Source organism: Bartonella sp. CL162QHHD (assembly GCF_042195435.1).
In the GTDB taxonomy this organism is placed as follows: Bacteria; Pseudomonadota; Alphaproteobacteria; order Rhizobiales; family Rhizobiaceae; genus Bartonella.
In genome coordinates this window covers 33,383-54,181 of record NZ_JBHIOG010000064.1, presented here as the reverse complement: position 1 = coordinate 54,181, position 20,799 = coordinate 33,383, and the positions used below count along the sequence as shown (strand labels likewise).

The following is a 20,799-nucleotide window of genomic DNA, read 5'->3' as shown; positions in this document are numbered from 1 at the left end:
ATGGCATTTCATGATACGATAAGAAGAAAAACTTACTCTTCTTTTTTCTTACGGCGGCGCTTATTTTCAGGTTGTTTTTTTTCATCCACGCACTTTTCTTCATTCATCACTTTATCACCGGTGATCTCCTTTCCGGTTGTTTGATCAACGACCTTCATTGATAACCGAACTTTTCCACGCTCATCAAAGCCCATTAATTTAACCCAAACTTTGTCACCTTCTTTTACAATATCGGTTGTTTTGCTGACGCGTTCTGATGCAAGCTGAGAGATATGAACGAGTCCATCACGAGAACCAAAGAAGTTTATAAATGCACCAAATTCTGCAGTTTTTACAACTGTTCCTTGGTAGATAGCACCAACTTCAGGCTCATCGACAATAGAATGGATCCAGCGTTTTGCCGCTTCAATGGTTTTAGCATCAGCAGAAGCAATTTTAATGGTACCATCATCTTCAATATTAATTTTTGCTCCAGTTTGTTCCACGATTTCCCGAATAACTTTACCACCAGAGCCGATAACATCACGGATTTTATCGACAGAAATATTCATAACTTCGATTCGTGGAGAAAATTCACTCAGCTCAGCACGTGCACTGGTTAAAGCTTTTGCCATCTCATTAAGGATATGAATTCGGCCTCCTTTGGCTTGTTCAAGCGCGATTTTCATAATCTCTTCGGTAATACCATCAATTTTGATATCCATTTGCAAGGCAGTAATACCATTTTCTGTTCCTGCGACTTTAAAATCCATATCTCCAAGATGATCTTCATCCCCTAAAATATCAGAAAGAACAGCAAAGCGTTCTCCTTCTTTAATCAAGCCCATAGCAATACCAGCAACAGGGCGTGCTAGAGGAACACCAGCATCCATAAGAGCAAGTGAGGTTCCACAAACCGTTGCCATAGAAGAAGAGCCATTGGATTCAGTGATTTCTGAGACAGCACGAATGGTATAAGGAAAAGATTCTTTCGTTGGCAACATGGGGTGAATTGCCCGCCATGCCAATTTACCATGTCCAATTTCACGACGACCAGGAGAACCAAGGCGTCCCGTTTCACCCACTGAAAATGGTGGGAAATTGTAATGGAGAAGGAATGTTTCCTTATACATTCCCGTTAAGGAATCAACATATTGTTCATCTTCACCAGTTCCTAGTGTTGCAACGACAATAGCTTGTGTTTCTCCGCGGGTAAAGAGAGCTGATCCATGTGTGCGGGGTAAAATACTTACTTCTGATTGGATAGGGCGCACGGTAGAAAGATTGCGTCCATCAATCCGCTTTTGGGTATCAAGAATGTTCCCACGAACAATTTTTGCTTGCAACTGTTTAAATACGGTTGCAATTTGATCTGTACTAAATTGACAGTCTTTTTCTGTTTCTGGCATAAATTTATTGAGGATTTCTGTCTTTAGTGCATCAATTGCAGCATAACGTTCTTGCTTATCAGTAATTGTGTAAGCCTTTCGTATATCCTGTTCTGCCATTTTCTGCATCGCTTTTTCAAGTTCAGAAAGATCTTCAGGAACAAAATCACGAGGATCTTTTGCAGCAACTTCAGCAAGCTTTATAATGGCATCAAGGACAGGTTGAAGGCCTTGGTGACCAAACATCACGGCCCCCAACATGATATCTTCCGGTAATTCTTGTGCTTCTGATTCAACCATCAAAACAGCACTTTCTGTTCCAGCAACAACAAGATCAAGTTTTGATTCAGGCATTTCATCGATATGAGGATTAAGAACATATTGTCCATTACAATAGCCAACGCGTGCACCAGCTATAGGTCCCATGAAAGGAACACCTGACAGGGTCAATGCGGCAGAAGATGCAATCATCGCAAGGATATCGGGATTGTTTTCGAGATCATGCTGTATAACGGAAACAATAACTTGTGTATCATTTTTATATCCCTCAACGAAAAGGGGACGAATTGGGCGATCAATCAAACGTGAAACCAAAGTTTCATTTTCACTTGGTCGACTTTCACGTTTTAAATAGCCCCCAGGTATTCTACCAACAGCATAGAATTTTTCTTGATAATTAACAGTGAGTGGAAAAAAGTCCTGGTCTGGTTTTGGGTTTTTGGCCGATACAACGGTTGCTAAGACAATAGTTTCTCCATAGGTAGCAATCACTGCACCATCAGCTTGACGCGCTATTTTCCCTGTCTCAAGGGTGAGAGGACGCCCAGCCCATTCAATTTCTATCTTGTGCGTTTTGAACATTTTTTATCCTTAATGACCAGTGTTTAAATCTTTGATTGCTTACATTCTGGTTGTGCGCAGCATATTTGCAAGTTTTGGGGTGGACAACAAATTACTTCCTTTGTTGCGAGAAGAGAGAAGTAAATCGCATTAAATGTGAAACGATGAGCAGTCCTATCCCATAATAACTTATCAGTTTTTAAAATTTTTAATTAAAAGCAACACATTGAAAAAATGGGTGGTTTTTTTAAATACCACCTCCATTTTTCTTTTAGCGACGTAAACCTAACTTCTTTATAAGTGTCTGATAACGATTTTGGTCAACTCCTTTAAGATAATCAAGAAGACGCCGGCGTTGAGACACCATCTTCAAAAGACCTCGACGAGAATGATTATCCTTTTTGTGAGATTTAAAGTGGTTTGTTAAATTAGAAATACGTTCAGAAAGTACAGCAATCTGTACTTCTGGTGATCCTGTATCACCAACTTTGTTTGCGTATTCTGCGACAAGAGCTTGTTTACGTTCAGCTGTAATCGACATCGTATTATCCTTTCCAAAAACGAAGAAACATAAAGTCACCCATAGCCGAGATGTCGTTCAGCTAGGGTCTGTGAGAAAACAGGAAAAGTCGAAGACTCTTACCTAATTTCGTTCTTATATAGGAAAGAAGGTTAAAATACTAGTCCTTGACAGCATTTTGAAGTCTTTCTTTAAATAAAAGCTTTTGTTTTGAAATATTGATTTAAATAGAGTTTTATGAGAAGTGTTTTAAACAATTATGCATCCTTTTGATACAAAGATTATGAGTGTGTGTGAGTGGTAACAAAAGTGATAAATAGCGTTGGAGGGAAAAGATGCAGAGCATTTCAACATTAAAACTTTTTCGTAATTCGGTATTTCGAAATTTATGGTCATCTACTCTTATTTCTAATTTAGGTGGGCTGATACAAGCTGTTGGAGCAGGGTGGTTAATGGCGTTGATTAGTTCTTCGCATTCCATGGTTGGGCTCGTTCAAAGTGCCACAACATTACCACTTGTTATGTTTTCTTTGATGGCAGGGGCATTAGCTGATAATTTTAATCGGCGTCAAATTATGTTGTGTGTACAGATTATGATGATGGTCATATCGATGAGTTTATCTGTTTTAGCCTATATGGGATTTCTAACACCTTGGCTTTTGTTATGTTTTACGTTTTTGATTGGATGTGGCACAGCTTTTTATAATCCTTCTTGGCAAGCAACGATAGGAGATATTGTGAGCAGGGAAAATATTCCTGCTGCTGTTAGTTTGAATAGTGTCGGCTTTAATTTGATGCGGAGTGTTGGTCCTGCGATTGGTGGTGCCATCATTGCAACTTTAGGGGCATCGGCTGCTTTTTTGTTTAATGCTATAAGCTATATTCCTCTTATTGGTGCGTTGTTTTTCTGGAAGTCGAATTATGAAAACAACTCATTGCCACGAGAAAGGCTGTTAGGAGCTGTCTCAGATGGTTTGCGTTATGTTGCGATGTCACCTAATCTCCTGAGCATTATGGTTCGAGCGTTCCTTTTTGGTATAGGAGCAACTTCTATTTTAGCACTTTTGCCAATTGTTGCGCATAAAGTTCTTGGAGGAAGTGCCCTTCTTTATGGTACATTGCTCGGTTGTTTTGGGTTAGGAGCCATGACAGCAGGTATTATTAATGCAGTTGTACGGCATCATTTTCGTTCAGAAACAATTATTGCAAGTGCATTTATTGGTTTCGCCTTTTCTTGCTTTTTATTGGGAATCAGCCGTTCACTGATTATAAGCCATATTGCTTTATTTCCTGCAGGGTTATGTTGGGTTTTGGCCTTATCATTGTTTAATACATCTGTACAACTCTCTACACCACGCTGGGTTGTTGCACGTTCTTTAGCTCTTTATCAAACGGCAACTGCCGGGGGGATGGCTATTGGAAGTGCAATCTGGGGAGGTTTAGCTGATGGTTATTCTCCAACAATTGCTTTGAGCGTTTGTTCTTTATTCTTGATTTTTGGTGCTCTTGCAGGGGTAAAATTTAGAATTCAAGAAATTCCTCAGATAGATTTAAATCCTCTTGATCATTTTAGAGAGCCGGAATTATTACTCGACCTCAAAGCAAGAAGTGGCCCGATCATGATAATGATTGATTACCAAATTCATGAAAATGAACTCGAAGAGTTTCTCAAAGTGATGACGCGTCGACGCCATATTCGATTACGTGATGGTGCGCGTCAGTGGGTCCTTTTACGAGATCTTGAAAGACCTGAATATTGGACAGAGGCTTATCATATGCCAACATGGGTAGATTATTTACGCCATAATCATCGTCGCACAAAAGCGGATGCAGAAGTCAATAAGCGTCTGCGTCATTTAAATTGTGCTCCTAACGGTATAAGAGTGCACCGTATGATTGAACGCCAAACAATACCTCAAGCCAATGAGATGCTTTTAAAAGTTTCCTCTGATCATCTCCCTTAGGGTTAAAACAGTTTTTGTAAATATTACATATATTAATATTATTTTCGATCAATTTGTTAGCATAGTCATAACAAAAAATTGCTGCTTCAATAGTTAATGAATTGATTTATAACGGTTATTTACCATTTTTCATGTTGAGTGATAGTTCTGAAAGTCTTAAGCTTTTCTCGTTTCAAATCTATTTAGAGTAAATCAGTCCACATCTTCGCTTGCACATTACAAACGAGGGCTAAAGTGTGAGTAAAAATGATTGAAAAAGAAATAAAAAGCCTCTTATGAATCCCTTCAAATGCAAGGATTATTGCGACATTAAGAGGAAAAAGTGTGTGGTGGTGTTAGCTTATAGCACTGACTTAAATTTTGATATGAATACGGTAAATATAGACAATGAAAAGCACCATATTTTTCTTAATTGATAGAGAAAAATATCTTTTCGCAAAAGGTGGTTGTGGAAAAGAATCGATTAAATTGTGAAAATCCGCTTTGGTTTAAATAGACCTTTGTCGAGAATGCCAATAGCAAGAAGTTGTTCCTTATAGAGGACACAAATTTCCTCTTCATCAAGAGGTACTTTGTGATGATTCAAGAGGATAGAATGACCCTTGATAATTCTCTGTGCTTGAGTTTCATTAAGGATATAGTGAGGGAGGCAATCTAATGCGGCACTTGTGTCAATTAAGAGCCCATCGAGTGTTGAGAAGTTTTTTTCAAAAGAACGATTATTTTCATCTGTAGTATTTTTATTTGGCGGAATGGCCGCTTTTAGTTCCTCCCATGTAATGAGATCTTCTTCATCAAAAGGTGCGACGGCAATACGTCTTAAATCAGCAATATGCCCATAGCAACCGAGATCACGTCCCATATCGCGTGCTAAAGAGCGCACATAAGTTCCTTTTCCGCAGGTTATTTCAAAGACAGAATGCTCTTTAGTAGGCATTTCTAATAACTTGAAAGTTTCTATTTCCACTTCACGGGGCGGAATTTCAACAACTTCCCCTTCACGCGCTAAATCATAGGCACGATTTCCGGCAATTTTGATTGCTGAAAATTGTGGAGGTGTTTGCAAAATAACACCTGTATATTGAGGAAGAAGAGCAAGTATTTCTTCTTGTGTTGGACGTTTGAGAGAAGTTTTCGTTATTTCTCCTTCTAGATCATCTGTTGAGCGCTCTTGCCCCCAAGCAATATGAAAACGGTAAGTTTTTTTGCCTTGCATCACGTAAGGGACGGTTTTGGTTGCTTCGCCCAATGCAATAGGAAGGAGACCAGAAGCAAGAGGATCAAGTGTACCCGCATGTCCTGCCTTTTGAGCATGAAAGAGCCATTTGATTTGTGAGACAGCTTCTGTTGATTTCATTCCTTTTGGTTTATCAAATATGACCCAGCCAGAAACAGGACGCCCTTTTTTCTTGTGTTGCCGCGCCATATCTTTAATCCTCATCTGTATCACTATGGTGAAGATCGCGTGCAACCTCAGGCGAGCGAAGGAGGGCATCAATTTTTGAAAAATTATCAAAACTATTATCAAGCCGGAAACGCAGTTCTGGCATATATTTCATTTGTCGCAACGCATGACTGATTTCTCCACGGAGAAAACGACTATGTTTATTGAGGGTATCAACAACATCAGTATGAGAAGCATTTTTAAGAGTGCTGAGAGGTGATACAAAGCAAGTAGCAATTTTTAAATCTGGTGACATGCGTACTTCAGAGACAGAAATAACAATATCTTTTAAGATATCATCAAGCAAAATATCACGCTGTAATATATGCGCTACTGCATGACGTACTTGCTCTGCTACTCTAAGTTGCCGTTGTGATGGTCCTGCATTTTTCATCAAAGTTTTATCCTTGCTACAAGATCTCTTTTTTTGACCATTTAGATAAGGAAAAAAAGATATTGTGTATAAAATCTAATAACTTTTTCTCATTTTATAACAGAATAAGGTTATTGGATTATTTTATAATGTGCGATTAATATGTTCGATACGGAAGGTCTCAATGATGTCTCCTGCGCGCATGTCGTCATAATTTTCAAAGGCTATTCCACATTCTTGACCACTTTGCACTTCACTGACTTCATCTTTAAAGCGTTTGAGTGTTTTCAGCTTTCCTTCGTGAATAACGATATTATCGCGGATAAGGCGAACACCGGCTCCTCGTTCTATTTTACCTTCTGTAACACGACATCCTGCAACTTTTCCAATTTTTGTAATGTTAAAGACTTCTAGAATTTCAGCATTACCAAGGAAAGTTTCACGCTGTTCTGGTGAGAGTAATCCAGACATGGCAGCTTTGATATCGTCAACAAGATCATAAATGATGTTATAATAACGAATTTCAATTCCTTGTGTTTTAGCAAAATCACGTGCCTGCTTATTGGCTCGAACATTAAAGCCAATTACAGCAGAGTTAGAAGCTTCCGCAAGAGAAATATCACTTTCGGTAATTCCGCCAGCACCAGAATGTACAATACGCGCACGAACCTCATCATTTCCGAGTTTTTCCAATGCTGAAGCAATTGCTTCAATTGATCCTTGCACATCCCCTTTTATAATAAGAGAAAACTCCTTAACACCAGTCGTTTGCAATTTTGTCATCATCTGTTCAAGAGAACCACGCGAACCAGTTTGCCGCGCAACAGCTTTATCACGTGCTAATCGTTGACGATATTCAGAAATTTCACGTGCTTTTGCTTCATGTGTGACAACAGCAAAACGGTCTCCGGCTTGTGGTGTTCCTTGCATTCCTAAAATTTCAATCGGTGTAGAGGGAACGGCTTCTTTGACATGGCGGCCATGGTCGTCAATCAAAGCACGCACACGACCCCATTCATTTCCGGCAACTATAATATCAGAAGGGTGTAATGTACCTTTTTGAACAAGAACTGTTGCAACAGATCCACGTCCGCGATCCAATTTGGCTTCAATGATAACGCCCTCTGCAGTTCGTTGAGGATCTGCTTTCAGATCAAGCATTTCAGCCTGAAGAAGGATAGCTTCGAGAAGTTTATCAAGATTTTGACCAGTTTTAGCAGAAACTTCAACGTCCAAAGTTTCACCGCCCATAGTTTCAACAAACACTTCATGTTGTAGAAGTTCTGTACGTACTTTTTGTGCATTCGCAGCTGGTTTATCAATTTTGTTGATAGCAACAATGATAGGTACACCAGCGACTTTCGCATGATTGATTGATTCAATCGTTTGGGGCATAACACTATCATCAGCGGCTACAACGAGAACAGCAATATCAGTAACACGAGCTCCACGTGCACGCATAGCCGTAAATGCAGCATGACCAGGTGTATCAATAAAGGTAATTTTTTGACCGTTTTGTTCTACTTGATAGGCACCAATATGCTGCGTAATACCTCCTGCTTCGCCAGAAACAACATTTGCTTTACGAATAGCATCCAAAAGAGAAGTTTTTCCGTGGTCAACATGGCCCATAATGGTTACAACAGGGGGACGCTGCTGCATGTTTTGAGGATTATCTTTTATATTAAAGATACCTTCTTCTACGTCAGATTCTAAAACACGTTTAACAGTATGGCCAAATTCAACAGCGATGAGTTCGGCAACATCTGCATCAATAACATCGCCAGGTTTCATCATTTGTCCTTGTTTCATCAAGAATTTAATCACATCAACAGAACGCTCCGTCATACGTTGTGCGAGCTCTTGAATGGTAATCGTTTCAGGAAGAACAACTTCGCGAGAAATTTTTTCTCTTGGTTCTTGATTTTGTGCACGCTTAAACTTTTCCTGTCTACGCCGCATTGCAGCCATTGAGCGCCCACGTGCGTTTCCTTCTTCATCCAGTGCACTATTCAGAGTTAGCTTTCCGCGCCGCCGCTCATCAGCTCCTTTGACAACTTTTGGTACACGTATTTCTGATTTAGCAGGATTAGCACGTCGACTATGCCGTTCTTCCTCTTTATTGTCATCTATTTTGCGTTTTTCAATCACGGTTGTGTTTTTAGGCGCAATAGGAATATCTGTCTGTTCAATGAGAGGGGGAACAGGTGGAGTCTGTACTGGTGATATTTCTTCTTCTTGTTGGAGATGTATTTCTTTTTCTTTACTTTCTTGCTGTAAAATTTCTTCACGCTCTTTAGCGCGTCTTGCTTCTTCTTCGGCTTGTTCTCGCGTTATTCTTTCTTGGATATGTGCTTCTTCTAACGCGCGAAGTCTCGCTTCCATTTCAGTTGATGAAAGATTGCTTTTGGCCACAGATTCTTGAGGCTTTTTTCCCTCAAAACGCGGTTTAGAACGCTGGGGGGCCACATGCGGCTTTGTAATGGGCTGTAGGGTTTCAGCTTTTTCATCAGGTCGCGTAATTTTACGCCGTTTGGTTTCGACAACGACAGCCTTCGTACGGCCATGACTAAAATTTTGTTTAACCGTGCTCGTTTCCAAGACAGACCTCTTGAGAGTTAGTGTCTTCTTGACGGTTGTTTTGTCGTTGTTATTTTCACTCATTGTACTTCCTTCACGGCTTGTGCCGTCATCTCACTAGACTTACTATGCTTGTCGTCACGATAGCTGATCAATTTACATGTCGTTTTGAGAAATCCTTCAGCAGCCTTTGTGTCCAGTAAGGCCGCGTGCATTACAGGATTAGAGCCAAAAGCCACTCGCATTTCATCACTTGTAAATAAAGATATGGTTTTTATAGTCCGATTTGTTTGTTGTTGTATTGAATGGATGGCCTGTGCAATTTTTCGTTTCCCATCTTCTGTTGTTTCTTTAGCATGAAGTACAAGAATAACTTTACCAGAGCGGATAGCAGCGTCAACCTTTGTTGCTCCCATAACAATTGCTCCCGCTTTTCGTGCCATGGAAAGGCTTGAAAGAGCGGCTTTTAGTAAAAGCGTATCAATAACATGCACAAGATTTGGTGCAACCTCAACATCTGTTTTAAAATTTCTATGAAAAGCTTTCTGTTTTATTGCTTTCTCAATAACAGCGTGATGGGCGGAAATCCAAACGCCACGCCCTGGTAAATTCGCTTTAAGATCAGGAACAATTTGGTTATTGGGACCAATAACAAAACGGATCAGCGTTTGTGCTGAAGCATTTTTTCGGGTCACAATGCAAGTCCGTTCATTCATTTAAAGTGTATCCACATCCAAATCATCTATTTTTTCATTTTCTGTAGAATTTTCATCTTCTACAGGATTTTCTGTAACAAGATCAGCTTGGTCTATCCAGCCTGCTTGTACACGTGCGGCTAAAACCATAGCTTCTGCATCTGCGCGTGTAATGTCAAAAGGGGTTAAAATACCAGAAAAATTCTGTGTTTGACCTTCTTTGCGTTCTCTCCAACCAGCTAAATCATCAACGGCATAGCCAGCAAAGTCTTCTATCGTTTTTACACCATCCTCACCTACAGCAACCAACATAGCACTTGTCATTCCAGGAAGTGTTCGCAATTCGTCAGAAACTCCGAGCTTTTTGCGTTTTTCATCAAGTTCTTTTTCTTGATGATCAAGATATTCACGGGCACGACTTTGGATTTCAGCGGCGGTATCATGGTCAAAACCATCAATAGAAGCGATTTCTTCAAGATCAATATAGGCGATTTCTTCAATAGAAGAAAAACCCTCTGATGCCATAACCTGTCCGATCATTTCGTCAACCTCTAAGGCTTCCATAAACAATTTACTCCGTTCAGTAAATTCTTTTTGACGATTTTCAGATTCTTCCTTTTCCGTTAAAATATCAATGTTCCATCCTGTTAGCTGTGAAGCCAAGCGAACATTTTGCCCACGTCGTCCAATAGCAAGGCTAAGTTGATCATCTGGCACAATAACTTCAATCCGTTCAGCATCTTCATCAAGGATAATTTTAGAAACTTCAGCAGGTTGCAGTGCATTAACGACAAATGTTGCCGCATCAGGCGACCAAGGAATAATATCAATTTTTTCGCCTTGTAATTCAGCAACAACAGCTTGTACACGACTTCCTCGCATTCCAACGCATGCTCCAACAGGATCAATGGAACCATCGCGTGAAACAACGGCGATTTTAGCCCGTGAACCTGGATCACGAGCTACAGATTTGATTTCTATAATACCATCATAAATTTCTGGCACTTCCATAGTGAAAAGTTTTACCATAAATTGGGGATGTGTGCGTGAAAGGAAGATTTGCGGCCCACGCGTTTCACGGTGTACATCATTGACAAAAGCACGAATGCGATCTCCATAGCGGAATGATTCACGAGGAATTAATTCATCACGGCGCACAATAGCTTCACCGCGCCCTAGATCAACGATGACGTTACCATATTCCACACGCTTAACTGTACCAGAAATAATTTCACCAACTTTATTTTTGAATTCCTCATATTGCTGATCACGCTCTGCGTCGCGTACTTTTTGTACAATAACCTGTTTAGCAGATTGTGCTGCGATACGTCCAAAATCCATAGGAGGTAAAAGATCAGCAAAAAAATCACCAATTTTTGCTTCTGCTTGATGTTTGAGAGCATCAGACAAAGTAATTTCCGTTGTATAGTCTTCAACGACATCAACGATTTTAAGCAGGCGCTGTAATTTAATTTCACCTGTTTTAGAATTGATTTCAGCACGGATATTGGTTTCTTGACCATAACGAGAACGTGCTGCTTTTTGAATAGCATCAGCCATCGCAGAAATGACAATTTCACGGTCGATTGACTTTTCACGTGCAACAGCATCTGCAATTTGCAGAATCTCAAGCCTGTTAGCGCTTGTAGCCATCAATTTTCTCCTTCTTTGTGCCACACGATGGGTATTCCCCTGTGATATTATTTTTTGAAATTGAGCGTCTGTATAGAGTCGTTAGCGTTCTCTTCGGCAATGAATTGTTGACTTAAATCTTTATTTTGTTTCAATGCATCGCGAATAAGCTCATCGGTAAGCACTAAATGTGCATTTATGATATCACAAAAGGAAATAGGGGTATACATGGCTTCTCCATAAGCAGCTTTATCGGTGTTTAAAATAAATCCATCTTGCGTGATATTTGTAAGTGTCCCGCGAAATTTTCGGCGCCCATCAATTATTATTTTTGTTTCAATTTTTGCAAGATGTCCTTGCCAATGAAAAAAATCAGATTTTCTTACCAATGGACGATCAATTCCAGGTGATGAGATTTCTAAATGATATTTGCGTTCAATAACATTTTGGACATCAAGGAGTGGGGAAACAGTTCGACTAACAGTTTCACAATCTTCTATGGTCATAGAACCATCGGCACGTTCAACCATAATTTGAAGTGTTAAACCATTTTGACCAAGGAGTTTTACACGAACCAAACGAAAACCTAAAGGTTTAAGTAGTGGTATGACAAGAGCAGCAACCTGTGCTTCGATACCATCTTCTTCAAACAAGCGCGGTTCGTCAAGATTGCTTATTTTTTCAGCTTCGTTCATACATTTTATCCAAGTTGTTTTCATCAGTTTTATGATATTAAAAAAGAGCGGGTCCAACGGCCCACTCTTCATCATAAGACCAAGAATTTAACTATTGATACTCTTAAATTCAAAATTTTTCAAGTTGTTTATGAGAAAAGCGCTTGATCATTTATTTCTTGATAAAGGTAAGATAGGCAGGCGTTCGTCCTTCGCGTAAAGCTTTTGCTTCATAGCGGGTTCCACTCCATAGTGGATAAGGGAGTTTCCAGTCTTGAGGGCTTTCTGCTTTCCATTCAAAGTGATCATGTTGTGCACAATGGTACAAAGTCCAGTTTACATAACTGTCTATATCGCTAGCAAAGCGAAAAAATTTTCCTATTTTAAGAACACGAGCAAAACGGTTAAGATTTTTTATGTTGATGAAACGTCGTTTCCAGTGTTTCTTTTTCGGCCAAGGATCGGGATAGAAGAGGTCTATTCCATCAAGCGAGTTATCAGGGAGCCAATCAAGGAGGCGTGTAGCATCATCATTATAGAGGCGAAGACGATTTTGATGGTTTTGATGCTGTTCAAGAGACAACAATATTTTTGCCATGCCATTGATAAAGGGCTCGACGCCGATAAAACCGGTTTTTGGAAAATATTCCATTTCATGAAGTAAATGTTCACCTCCACCAAAGCCGATTTCAAGTCGAATTTCTCTTACTTTGCTTGAAAATAAGGATGTAAGGTTTGAAGGAGGAGGAACATTTAAATCAATATTAAAATTGGGGAGAAGCATTTTTATACGTGTAAGCTGACTGTTTCGAAGTTGTTTTCCTTGTCGGCGTCCAAAAAATGCTTCACTCTTACGTATATTATGTTTAATCATGGGATTTGGATCATTGTTTGAAGCGTTTTCACGAGATCAGTTTTTTCCCATGAAAACGAACCATCGTTTTTTGGTTTACGACCAAAGTGACCATAGGCAGCTGTTTTTGCATAAATAGGTTTATTGAGGTCAAGATGTTTTCGAATGCCGGTAGGTGAAAGGTCCATTATTTTGCGGATGGCTGCTTCAATAACTTTTTCATCGACTTTTCCTGTTCCATGAAGATTAAGATAAATAGATAAAGGTTGTGCAATACCAATTGCATAGGAGAGTTGAATGGTGCATCTCTCTGCTAAATGAGCAGCAACAATATTCTTAGCCAGATAGCGTGCCGCATAGGCAGCAGAACGATCAACTTTTGTTGTATCTTTTCCTGAAAAAGCACCGCCTCCATGGGGTGCTGCACCTCCGTAAGTATCCACAATAATTTTGCGTCCCGTTAATCCGGCATCGCTTTGAGGTCCTCCAATAACAAATTTTCCTGTTGGGTTAATATACCAACTGCATTGAGCTGCAATGGGAATGTCATGTAAAGCTTGGCGAATGTAAGGCTCAACCACTGTACGTACTTTATTGGAATCCCAGCTTTCATCAAGGTGCTGCGTTGAAAGAACGATGGATGTGACCTCTATTGGTTTTCCATTTTTATAGCGTATGGTTATTTGGCTTTTAGCATCTGGTCCTAATTTTCCAGTTTCTCCCTCTCCTTTATGTCGGGCTGCGGCAAGAAGTTTGAGAATTTTATGCGCATAATAAATTGGTGCAGGCATGAGATCAGGTGTTTCACGGCAAGCATATCCAAACATGATGCCTTGATCACCTGCTCCTTCTTCACCATGCCGATCCGTAGCATTATCAACCCCTCTTGCTATATCAGCTGATTGGGGGCGCAAAAGAACATCAATTTTAACAGTTTTCCAATGGAATCCTGCTTGTTCATAGCCAATGGTACGAATAGCACGGCGCGCTGCTGTACGAAAACGTGTAGGATTAATGAGTGGAAAGCTAGTTTCATCGTAGATGAATTCTTTATTTTTATCTTTTTTTAATAGCGTATCGGGAACACGTACTTCACCAGCGATAACAACACGGTTGACACTGACGAGCGTTTCACAGGCAACGCGTACTAACCATGGATCAGTACCAGTCTTTTCAGCTTCTTTATAGATCATATCAACGATTTCATCGGAAATACGATCACAAATTTTATCAGGATGTCCTTCCGATACCGATTCGCTCGTAAAAAGATAATCTTGATGCGGCATAGGAACTCCTTCAAAAAAGAAAACCAACGATTTAATTAATTGCTTACTAAAGTCGCTACCATTTGCTAATTCTGTAGCAAATCGTCAATGCAAATTTATATGAATAAAAGAGAAAAGATATAATTTTAATTTATAACTTATTTGTCACATCTTCCTCAGAAAGTGCTTTTGCCAAGTCAATAATTTTTCGACGCACTTTAGCATCAGATATATTTGTAAAAGCGCGCATGAGCTGAATCCCTTCGCTGCTAGAACAAAAGTCTATAAAATTGTGATCACTTTCGGCAAAACCCTCTACTTGTTGGGAGGTAATACCTTTATCAAAAAAGTAAGAAACAGGAACATCCATAATTTCTGCTATCGCTTGAAGACGACTGGCACCAATACGGTTTGTTCCTTTTTCATATTTTTGGATTTGCTGAAAAGTAATTCCTAATTTTTCACCTAGTTTCTCTTGAGTGAGTCCTAAAATATTACGACGTAAACGGATACGAGTTCCAACATAGATATCTATAGGGTCAGGTTTTTTTCTAGTTTCGGTCATAATGCAACTCTTTATTTCCAGCACTTTTCTTCTAAACCAACATCATATTTATGCGAAGCTGATTTATCATATAATTAAAACAATATGTAATATTTTTTCCCAATACTACTGGTACACGCAACATAATGCCGTACAAAGGGCACTTGAATCATTTAAGCTGTTTTGTAGAACCAAAACCAACACGACACAATAGCATAAGGATGAATAAGATAAAAGTAGAGAAAGTTCTGTATTCATTGCTTCCTATAGGGGTAATGGATGATGGAACTTGTGAATCAATAATGCCCACAGCATTTTGTCGAAGAGCTACAACGATTCGTCCATAAGAATCAATAACAGCTGATATGCCATTATTAGCTGCCCGTATGAGGGGGATTCCCAGTTCAACGGCACGAAGCTGTGCTTGTTGAAGATGTTGATAGGGTCCAGGTGTTACACCAAACCATGCATCATTTGTAATATTAATAATTGCTTGAGGCGGGGAGCCTTGAAAAGTCATTTCATGGGGAAATATTGCTTCATAACAAATTAAGGGTAGATAAGAAAATCCGTTTGGCATTGTAACAATTTTGCGCACACTTGCAGTACTATATCCACCAATATTATCGGCAAGGGTACGCAATCCAATTTTTTTCAATAAATTCTGATAAGGAAGATACTCACCAAAAGGAACCAAATGAAGTTTATCGGAGGTATTTAAAATATTACCTTGAGCATTAATGACTGCAATTGTATTAAAATATTGTGTTTGGGAATGAGGTAGATCATTGCTGGCGCGTATTGCTCCGATAATAGCCCATTGTTTAGGTTTTAAAAGAGAGGCAATGCGCATTGTGATAGATGAGTTATCATAAAGAAGGTAAGGAACGGAAGCTTCCGGCCATATGATAAAATCGGGTTCTGAATTTTGATCGGTTGTTGGTGTTGCACTTAGCTTCATATGCGCTTCCAACATAGCTTCTCGTGTATTATCACGCAATTTTATATTTTGTTGGATGGACGGTTGAACAATACGCACCCAATAAGCACTTTTTTGATCTTCAGCTGTGTTTTCTATAGTATGAAGACGATAAAACCCAAAACCACAGTGAATGAATATAAGTGATAAGCAAAGAGAAAGTGCCACTTTCTTTTTTTCATTCGTTAATAAAACAGTTGGCAAACTGTAGGCTAAGACAGCAAGAATATTCATTCCGTAAAGTCCTACGATTGCATCAGATTGCATGAACATTGGGGTTGGCATAGCTGTATAGCCAAGAGAATTCCATGGAAATCCTGTGAATAAAAACGCACGCAACCACTCGGATAATCCTAATGCAAAGGCTAAAACAAAAAAGCGTGCTATTCCTTTTGTCCATAATAAACCGACAATGAAACCAGAAAAAAACCAATAAAGAGAAAGGTAGAGTGGAGGGAATAAAATGGCTAATGGGACTGCCCAACCAAAAGAATCTGGATCTGTTAACAAAGCATTGCATAGCCACCAAAGGCCGCAAATAAAATAACTAAAACCAAAGGTTCCACAGCTTAAAGCGTAAGTAAAAAAATGTTTTTTATTGTTTTTGGTGGCCCGTATTGAGTCAAGTAAAACAATAAAGAGAGGGAAAGTTAAAAAGCAAAGAGGTGTTAAATAAAAGGGTGGAAGTGCAAAAGAAGTAAGAGCACCACACAGAAATATCCATGCTTGGCGCTTCCAGCCTGTAACAGAGAACAAAAAAACGATGAAATTGTTTAAAAACGCTGGACTATTCTTTAGGGATGGCATTGTTCTCAAGATTCTCATTTTTGGGAATGCGAAAAATGCGCAATCGTTTAATCCGGCGTTTATCAGCTTCTAAAATACGAAATCTATAGCCAGGTACAGCTTCGACAATTTCACCTTTAGCAGGAATGCGATCAAGAATGGAGACGATCAAACCACCAATAGTATCAACTTCATCACCATATTCCCCTACGATAAAATCAGGACCAAGAGCTTTCTCCACATCTTCTAGTTCAGTTCTTGCATCAACGAGCCATTTATTATTTGGTTCACGTACGATAGCATTGTCGACATTATCATGTTCATCTTCGATATCCCCAACGACTAACTCAACAATATCTTCCATTGAAACGAGACCATCTGTTCCTCCATGTTCATCAATAACTAAAGCCATTTGAGTTCGTGTAGTTTGCATCCGTGTTAATAATTTGCTCGCAAGCATAGAACTGGGAACAAAGAGAACTGTTCGGATCAAATCCAATTCACCGATTGGAGTATGCAAGTCTGTATGGTTTAATTGAAGCAAATCGGATTTTTGTTCGGTTTTTGTTGGGTTGATAATAAAGCGAGTGATGTAGTTAAGAATATCGCGGATATGGATCATGCCGCGCGGATCATCTAAAGTTTCAGCATAAACGGGTATACGAGAATGACCAATTTTTGCAAAACATTGAAGGGTTTCTCCAAGAGAGGTGTTTATTTCTAATGCTTCGATTTCAGAACGAGGTATCATAACATCATCCACGCGTGCTTCACGTAAGCGTAAAATGTTATGCAGCATAGTACGTTCTTCAGGTGAGAAGAGGGCGGTATCTTTTTCATTGTTAGTCGTGAGTGCAACGGTAAGATCATCGCGCAGTGACGTAGATGCACAATTACGACCCCGTAAGAATGAAAATAAATGATTCATCAGGGAATATTTCTCTGTATGATTCGTCTGTTGAGAGGGGTCTTTTTCATTATTAGAAGATGCTTGACTATTATTTTGTGCATTTATTTTGTTTGCCATGGTTTTGAAATCTTTTAGACTTTCTTTTTATAACAGATAAATAAGAGGCTTTAAATGGTATGCTGGTAATATTGATTTTAAAAGTTAAATTTTATCATTGATAGACAATTATGCGTAAGGATCTTTTATGGAAAGCTTTTGAAGAATTTCTCTTTCGAGCTTTTCCATTTTATATGCTTCATCATCAGTTTCATGGTCATAACCAAGCAGATGTAAGATACCATGAACAATCATATGCGTTAAATGATCTTGAAATGTTTTTCCTTCTTTCTCTGCTTCGAAAACAACAGTTTCTCGGGCAATAATAATATCACCGAGCATGGGACCAGGTTGATTTCCAGCTTTAAGTGGAAAAGCAGGAAAGGATAATACATTAGTGGATTTGTTTTTGTTGCGCCATTGTGCATTGATTTGTGCCATATGTTCATCATCCGTAAAAAGCAGGCTAATCTCGCTTACAACATTTTCCAATGAAACATGATGCATAGTTGCCATTAATGCTTTTTCAGTGATATTATAAAGCATTTTCTCATCATTCCACCCTGCGCTTTTAATCATTATATCAATAATAATCATGACGAATCAAATTCATTTTTTAATGCATCGCATGCGAATGATTTTTTTTTATTTTGTATTTCGGAATCACGATCATAAGCACGAACGATAGCAGCAACAAGTGGGTGGCGTACAACATCTTTTTCATCAAAATGCACAATTGCAATATTTTCTACATTTGAAAGAATGCGAATTGCTTCAATGAGACCTGATTTTTGCCCTGTAGGCAAATCAATTTGGCTTACGTCACCGGTAACAATCATACGCGTTCCTTCTCCAAGACGTGTGAGGAACATCTTCATTTGCATGGGGGTAGTATTTTGTGCCTCATCAAGAATAACAGCAGCATGGGCAAGTGTTCGTCCGCGCATAAAGGCGAGAGGAGCAATTTCTATGACACCAGAAGCTAAAATGCGTTCTATTTTTTCAGCGGGCATCATATCATAAAGAGCATCATAAAGTGGTCGTAAATATGGGTCGACTTTTTCTTTGAGATCACCGGGAAGAAAACCAAGATGTTCTCCAGCTTCAACAGCTGGACGTGAGAGAATAATTCGCTCAATGATACCACGTTCTAGAAGCATTGCAGCATGAGCAACAGCAAGATACGTTTTTCCTGTTCCTGCTGGTCCTACACCAAACACAAGTTCAGTATGCTCCATAGCGCTTATGTAAGCGTCTTGTGTTGGAGTTCTTGCATGAATTATTTTTTTATGGGTACTCAACCGTGCTGGTATACGTTTCGTTGCAGATTTGTGTGTTATTGTGTCTTCTTTCTGCTTCTTTGGTATATTTACCATAGCAATCGCTCCTTTTATATCTGATAAAGTGAGCTCTTGATGTGTTTTGGCACGTTCATAAAGCTGCTGCAATACATATTGCGCATGTTTTATAACAGAAATATTTCCACGGATTAAGACTTCATTACCACGCGGATGAATACTAAGTTCGAGTTTTTTTTCGATATAAGCGAGATTTTCGTCAAATTTACCAAAAACTGCTTTTGCATATTTATTATTTTCGAAAATCAAAACAACTTGGCTCACATCTGAAGCGCTTGTTTGTTTCAAGGTATCAGCCTTTTCAAGGGACATATTTACTTTTTCTTTAATACGCTTTATTTTTTCGGTTGAAGCTTTCAGCCTATTCTCCATATCTACATAAATATTGCACATTTTGTTAAGTAAACTTTATAAAAGACAATTTTTACAAAAAGTGCACGCTTTAGATGTAATCATTTTCTTTTAAAATAAAAGAGTTTTCAAAAATATTTATTTTTGAACAAGGTGTTAGAGGCATGTTTATCTATTTGTCACTTCACCAACAAAACTGTTTGAGCTTGCATTTTTAATATGAATTTCTATCACGCTACCTGTAGAGGCTTCTGTATCGACAACAACAGGTAAAAGCCAAGGGGAACGCCCTACCATTTGCCCTGAGTGACGTCCAGGTTTTTCGATGAGAACGTTCGTTTTCTGATCAATTTTAGAACGCAAAAACGCATTTTGTTGCTCAAGGAGAAGGGCTTGTAAATGTTGAAGTCGGGAATCTTTTACAGATTCATCAACATGATTTTTCATTGTGGCTCCCACTGTTCCAGGACGGGGGGAATATTTAAAAGAATAAGCTGAACTGTACTGTACTTGTTGAATAAGTTTAATGGTTTCTTCAAAGTCTTCATCTGTTTCTCCTGGAAACCCTACAATAAAATCGCCTGAAAAGGCAATATCTGGCCGTGCGTTTCGAATTTTTTCGATAAGATGAAGATAATGAGAGCTTTTGTGTTGTCTGTTCATGGCTTTTAAGATGCGATCTGAACCTGATTGAACAGGAAGATGGAGGTAAGGCATTAACATATCAAGATCTCGATGCGCGGCAATAAGGCTATCATCCATATCACGTGGGTGGCTGGTTGTGTAACGCAAACGCTTTAAACCATTGAGTTTTGCAAGATGATAAAGAAGATCGCCAAGACGCCAAGTTTTGCCATCAGCACTTTGTCCATGCCAACCATTGACATTTTGTCCAAGCAGCGTAATTTCTTTGACACCCGCTTCGATGAGTTGGCGGGCTTCCTCGGTAATTTGCTCGACAGACCGTGATATTTCAGCACCGCGTGTGTAAGGAACAACACAAAAAGTGCAAAATTTATCGCAACCTTCCTGTACTGTTAAAAATGCGCTAACACCTCGTTTTCTTACCGCATGTTTATTATGGGGCGGCAAATGAGCAAATTTATCTTCAACAGCATAGTCTGTTTCGATAATTTTTTTTCCTTGTTTTGCTTTTTCTAACAATTCTGGCAAGCGATGATACATTTGCGGACCAATAACAAGATCCACTGTTGGAGCACGGCGCAAGATTTCACTTCCCTCAGCTTGTGCAACACAACCTGTTACACCAACCATCAGGGGTTTATCAGGTGTGCGCTCTTGACGCATAACGCGCAAACGACCAAGATCAGAATAAAGTTTTTCTGCTGCTTTTTCACGAATATGACAGGTATTAACAAGAATAAGATCGGCATCATTGGGAATTTGTGTTGTCACATAGCCTTGCGAACTGAGGCTATCAGTCATCCGTTGGCTATCATAAACATTCATTTGACATCCATAGGTTTTGATAAAAACCTTTTTAGGAGCAACAGGAGGCGTATTTTTAGGATTTACTTTATTCATAGCGCATGTGTAAATGTTTTTTA

The 20,799-nt window shown here is 39.2% G+C and carries 17 protein-coding genes; 1 reads left to right on the top strand and 16 read right to left on the bottom strand.

Annotated features, from left to right (window positions below):
• Positions 1-32: 32 nt before the first annotated feature.
• Together pnp and rpsO are read right to left on the bottom strand one after the other, a co-directional pair.
• The gene (gene pnp / locus ACFILD_RS07165; RefSeq protein ID WP_375664935.1) at positions 33-2,228 is read right to left on the bottom strand and encodes a polyribonucleotide nucleotidyltransferase; all 2,196 of its coding nucleotides are present in this window, start codon (positions 2,226-2,228) and stop codon (positions 33-35) included.
• Between the two features lie 250 nt (positions 2,229-2,478).
• Positions 2,479-2,748 (bottom strand): 30S ribosomal protein S15, encoded by a 270-nt coding sequence (rpsO, locus tag ACFILD_RS07160; RefSeq protein ID WP_005774142.1) that lies wholly within the window; start codon positions 2,746-2,748, stop codon positions 2,479-2,481.
• Positions 2,749-3,062: 314 nt separating this feature from the next.
• On the opposite strand from rpsO, the gene ACFILD_RS07155 reads away from it, so the two are divergent.
• Positions 3,063-4,691: an MFS transporter gene (locus ACFILD_RS07155; protein ID WP_375643392.1), complete on the top strand. Its 1,629-nt coding sequence runs from the start codon at positions 3,063-3,065 to the stop codon at positions 4,689-4,691.
• 463 nt (positions 4,692-5,154) lie between these two features.
• On the opposite strand, the gene truB is transcribed toward ACFILD_RS07155, so the two are convergent.
• The 14 genes from truB to miaB form a co-directional block, all read right to left on the bottom strand.
• Positions 5,155-6,117: a tRNA pseudouridine(55) synthase TruB gene (gene truB / locus ACFILD_RS07150; RefSeq protein WP_273790592.1), complete on the bottom strand. Its 963-nt coding sequence runs from the start codon at positions 6,115-6,117 to the stop codon at positions 5,155-5,157.
• Positions 6,118-6,121: 4 nt separating this feature from the next.
• On the bottom strand, positions 6,122-6,529 hold the full coding sequence (gene rbfA, locus ACFILD_RS07145; protein ID WP_375637598.1) for a 30S ribosome-binding factor RbfA: 408 nt from the start codon (positions 6,527-6,529) through the stop codon (positions 6,122-6,124).
• A 123-nt stretch (positions 6,530-6,652) separates the two neighbouring features.
• Positions 6,653-9,172 carry a translation initiation factor IF-2 gene (infB, locus tag ACFILD_RS07140; RefSeq protein ID WP_273790590.1) on the bottom strand — a complete coding sequence of 840 codons (2,520 nt, stop codon included), beginning with the start codon at positions 9,170-9,172 and terminating at the stop codon, positions 6,653-6,655.
• A complete protein-coding gene (locus ACFILD_RS07135; protein ID WP_273790589.1) occupies positions 9,169-9,804 on the bottom strand; it encodes an RNA-binding protein in 636 nt (211 codons plus the stop codon). The genes infB and ACFILD_RS07135 overlap by 4 nt, the downstream gene beginning before the upstream one ends.
• The gene (nusA, locus tag ACFILD_RS07130; RefSeq protein ID WP_375631074.1) at positions 9,805-11,436 is read right to left on the bottom strand and encodes a transcription termination factor NusA; all 1,632 of its coding nucleotides are present in this window, start codon (positions 11,434-11,436) and stop codon (positions 9,805-9,807) included.
• Between the two features lie 47 nt (positions 11,437-11,483).
• Positions 11,484-12,134, bottom strand: coding sequence for a ribosome maturation factor RimP (gene rimP / locus ACFILD_RS07125; protein ID WP_375654450.1), 651 nt, complete (start codon positions 12,132-12,134; stop codon positions 11,484-11,486).
• Between the two features lie 127 nt (positions 12,135-12,261).
• Positions 12,262-12,963 (bottom strand): tRNA (guanine(46)-N(7))-methyltransferase TrmB, encoded by a 702-nt coding sequence (locus ACFILD_RS07120; RefSeq protein ID WP_375631073.1) that lies wholly within the window; start codon positions 12,961-12,963, stop codon positions 12,262-12,264.
• The gene (metK, locus tag ACFILD_RS07115) at positions 12,960-14,228 is read right to left on the bottom strand and encodes a methionine adenosyltransferase (protein ID WP_273790586.1); all 1,269 of its coding nucleotides are present in this window, start codon (positions 14,226-14,228) and stop codon (positions 12,960-12,962) included. Before metK ends, ACFILD_RS07120 begins: the two co-directional genes overlap by 4 nt.
• Before the next feature lie 130 nt (positions 14,229-14,358).
• The gene (locus ACFILD_RS07110; protein WP_273790585.1) at positions 14,359-14,772 is read right to left on the bottom strand and encodes a helix-turn-helix domain-containing protein; all 414 of its coding nucleotides are present in this window, start codon (positions 14,770-14,772) and stop codon (positions 14,359-14,361) included.
• Between the two features lie 148 nt (positions 14,773-14,920).
• Positions 14,921-16,555 carry an apolipoprotein N-acyltransferase gene (gene lnt / locus ACFILD_RS07105; protein WP_273790584.1) on the bottom strand — a complete coding sequence of 545 codons (1,635 nt, stop codon included), beginning with the start codon at positions 16,553-16,555 and terminating at the stop codon, positions 14,921-14,923.
• Positions 16,518-17,543 (bottom strand): hemolysin family protein, encoded by a 1,026-nt coding sequence (locus ACFILD_RS07100; protein ID WP_273790583.1) that lies wholly within the window; start codon positions 17,541-17,543, stop codon positions 16,518-16,520. The genes lnt and ACFILD_RS07100 overlap by 38 nt, the downstream gene beginning before the upstream one ends.
• 108 nt (positions 17,544-17,651) lie before the next feature.
• A complete protein-coding gene (ybeY, locus tag ACFILD_RS07095) occupies positions 17,652-18,119 on the bottom strand; it encodes an rRNA maturation RNase YbeY (protein WP_375637600.1) in 468 nt (155 codons plus the stop codon).
• Entirely contained in the window at positions 18,116-19,240 is a 1,125-nt protein-coding gene (locus tag ACFILD_RS07090; protein WP_375637610.1) for a PhoH family protein, read from the bottom strand. Before ACFILD_RS07090 ends, ybeY begins: the two co-directional genes overlap by 4 nt.
• Positions 19,241-19,399: 159 nt before the next feature.
• Positions 19,400-20,776 carry a tRNA (N6-isopentenyl adenosine(37)-C2)-methylthiotransferase MiaB gene (miaB, locus tag ACFILD_RS07085; RefSeq protein WP_375631070.1) on the bottom strand — a complete coding sequence of 459 codons (1,377 nt, stop codon included), beginning with the start codon at positions 20,774-20,776 and terminating at the stop codon, positions 19,400-19,402.
• Positions 20,777-20,799 lie beyond the last annotated feature (23 nt).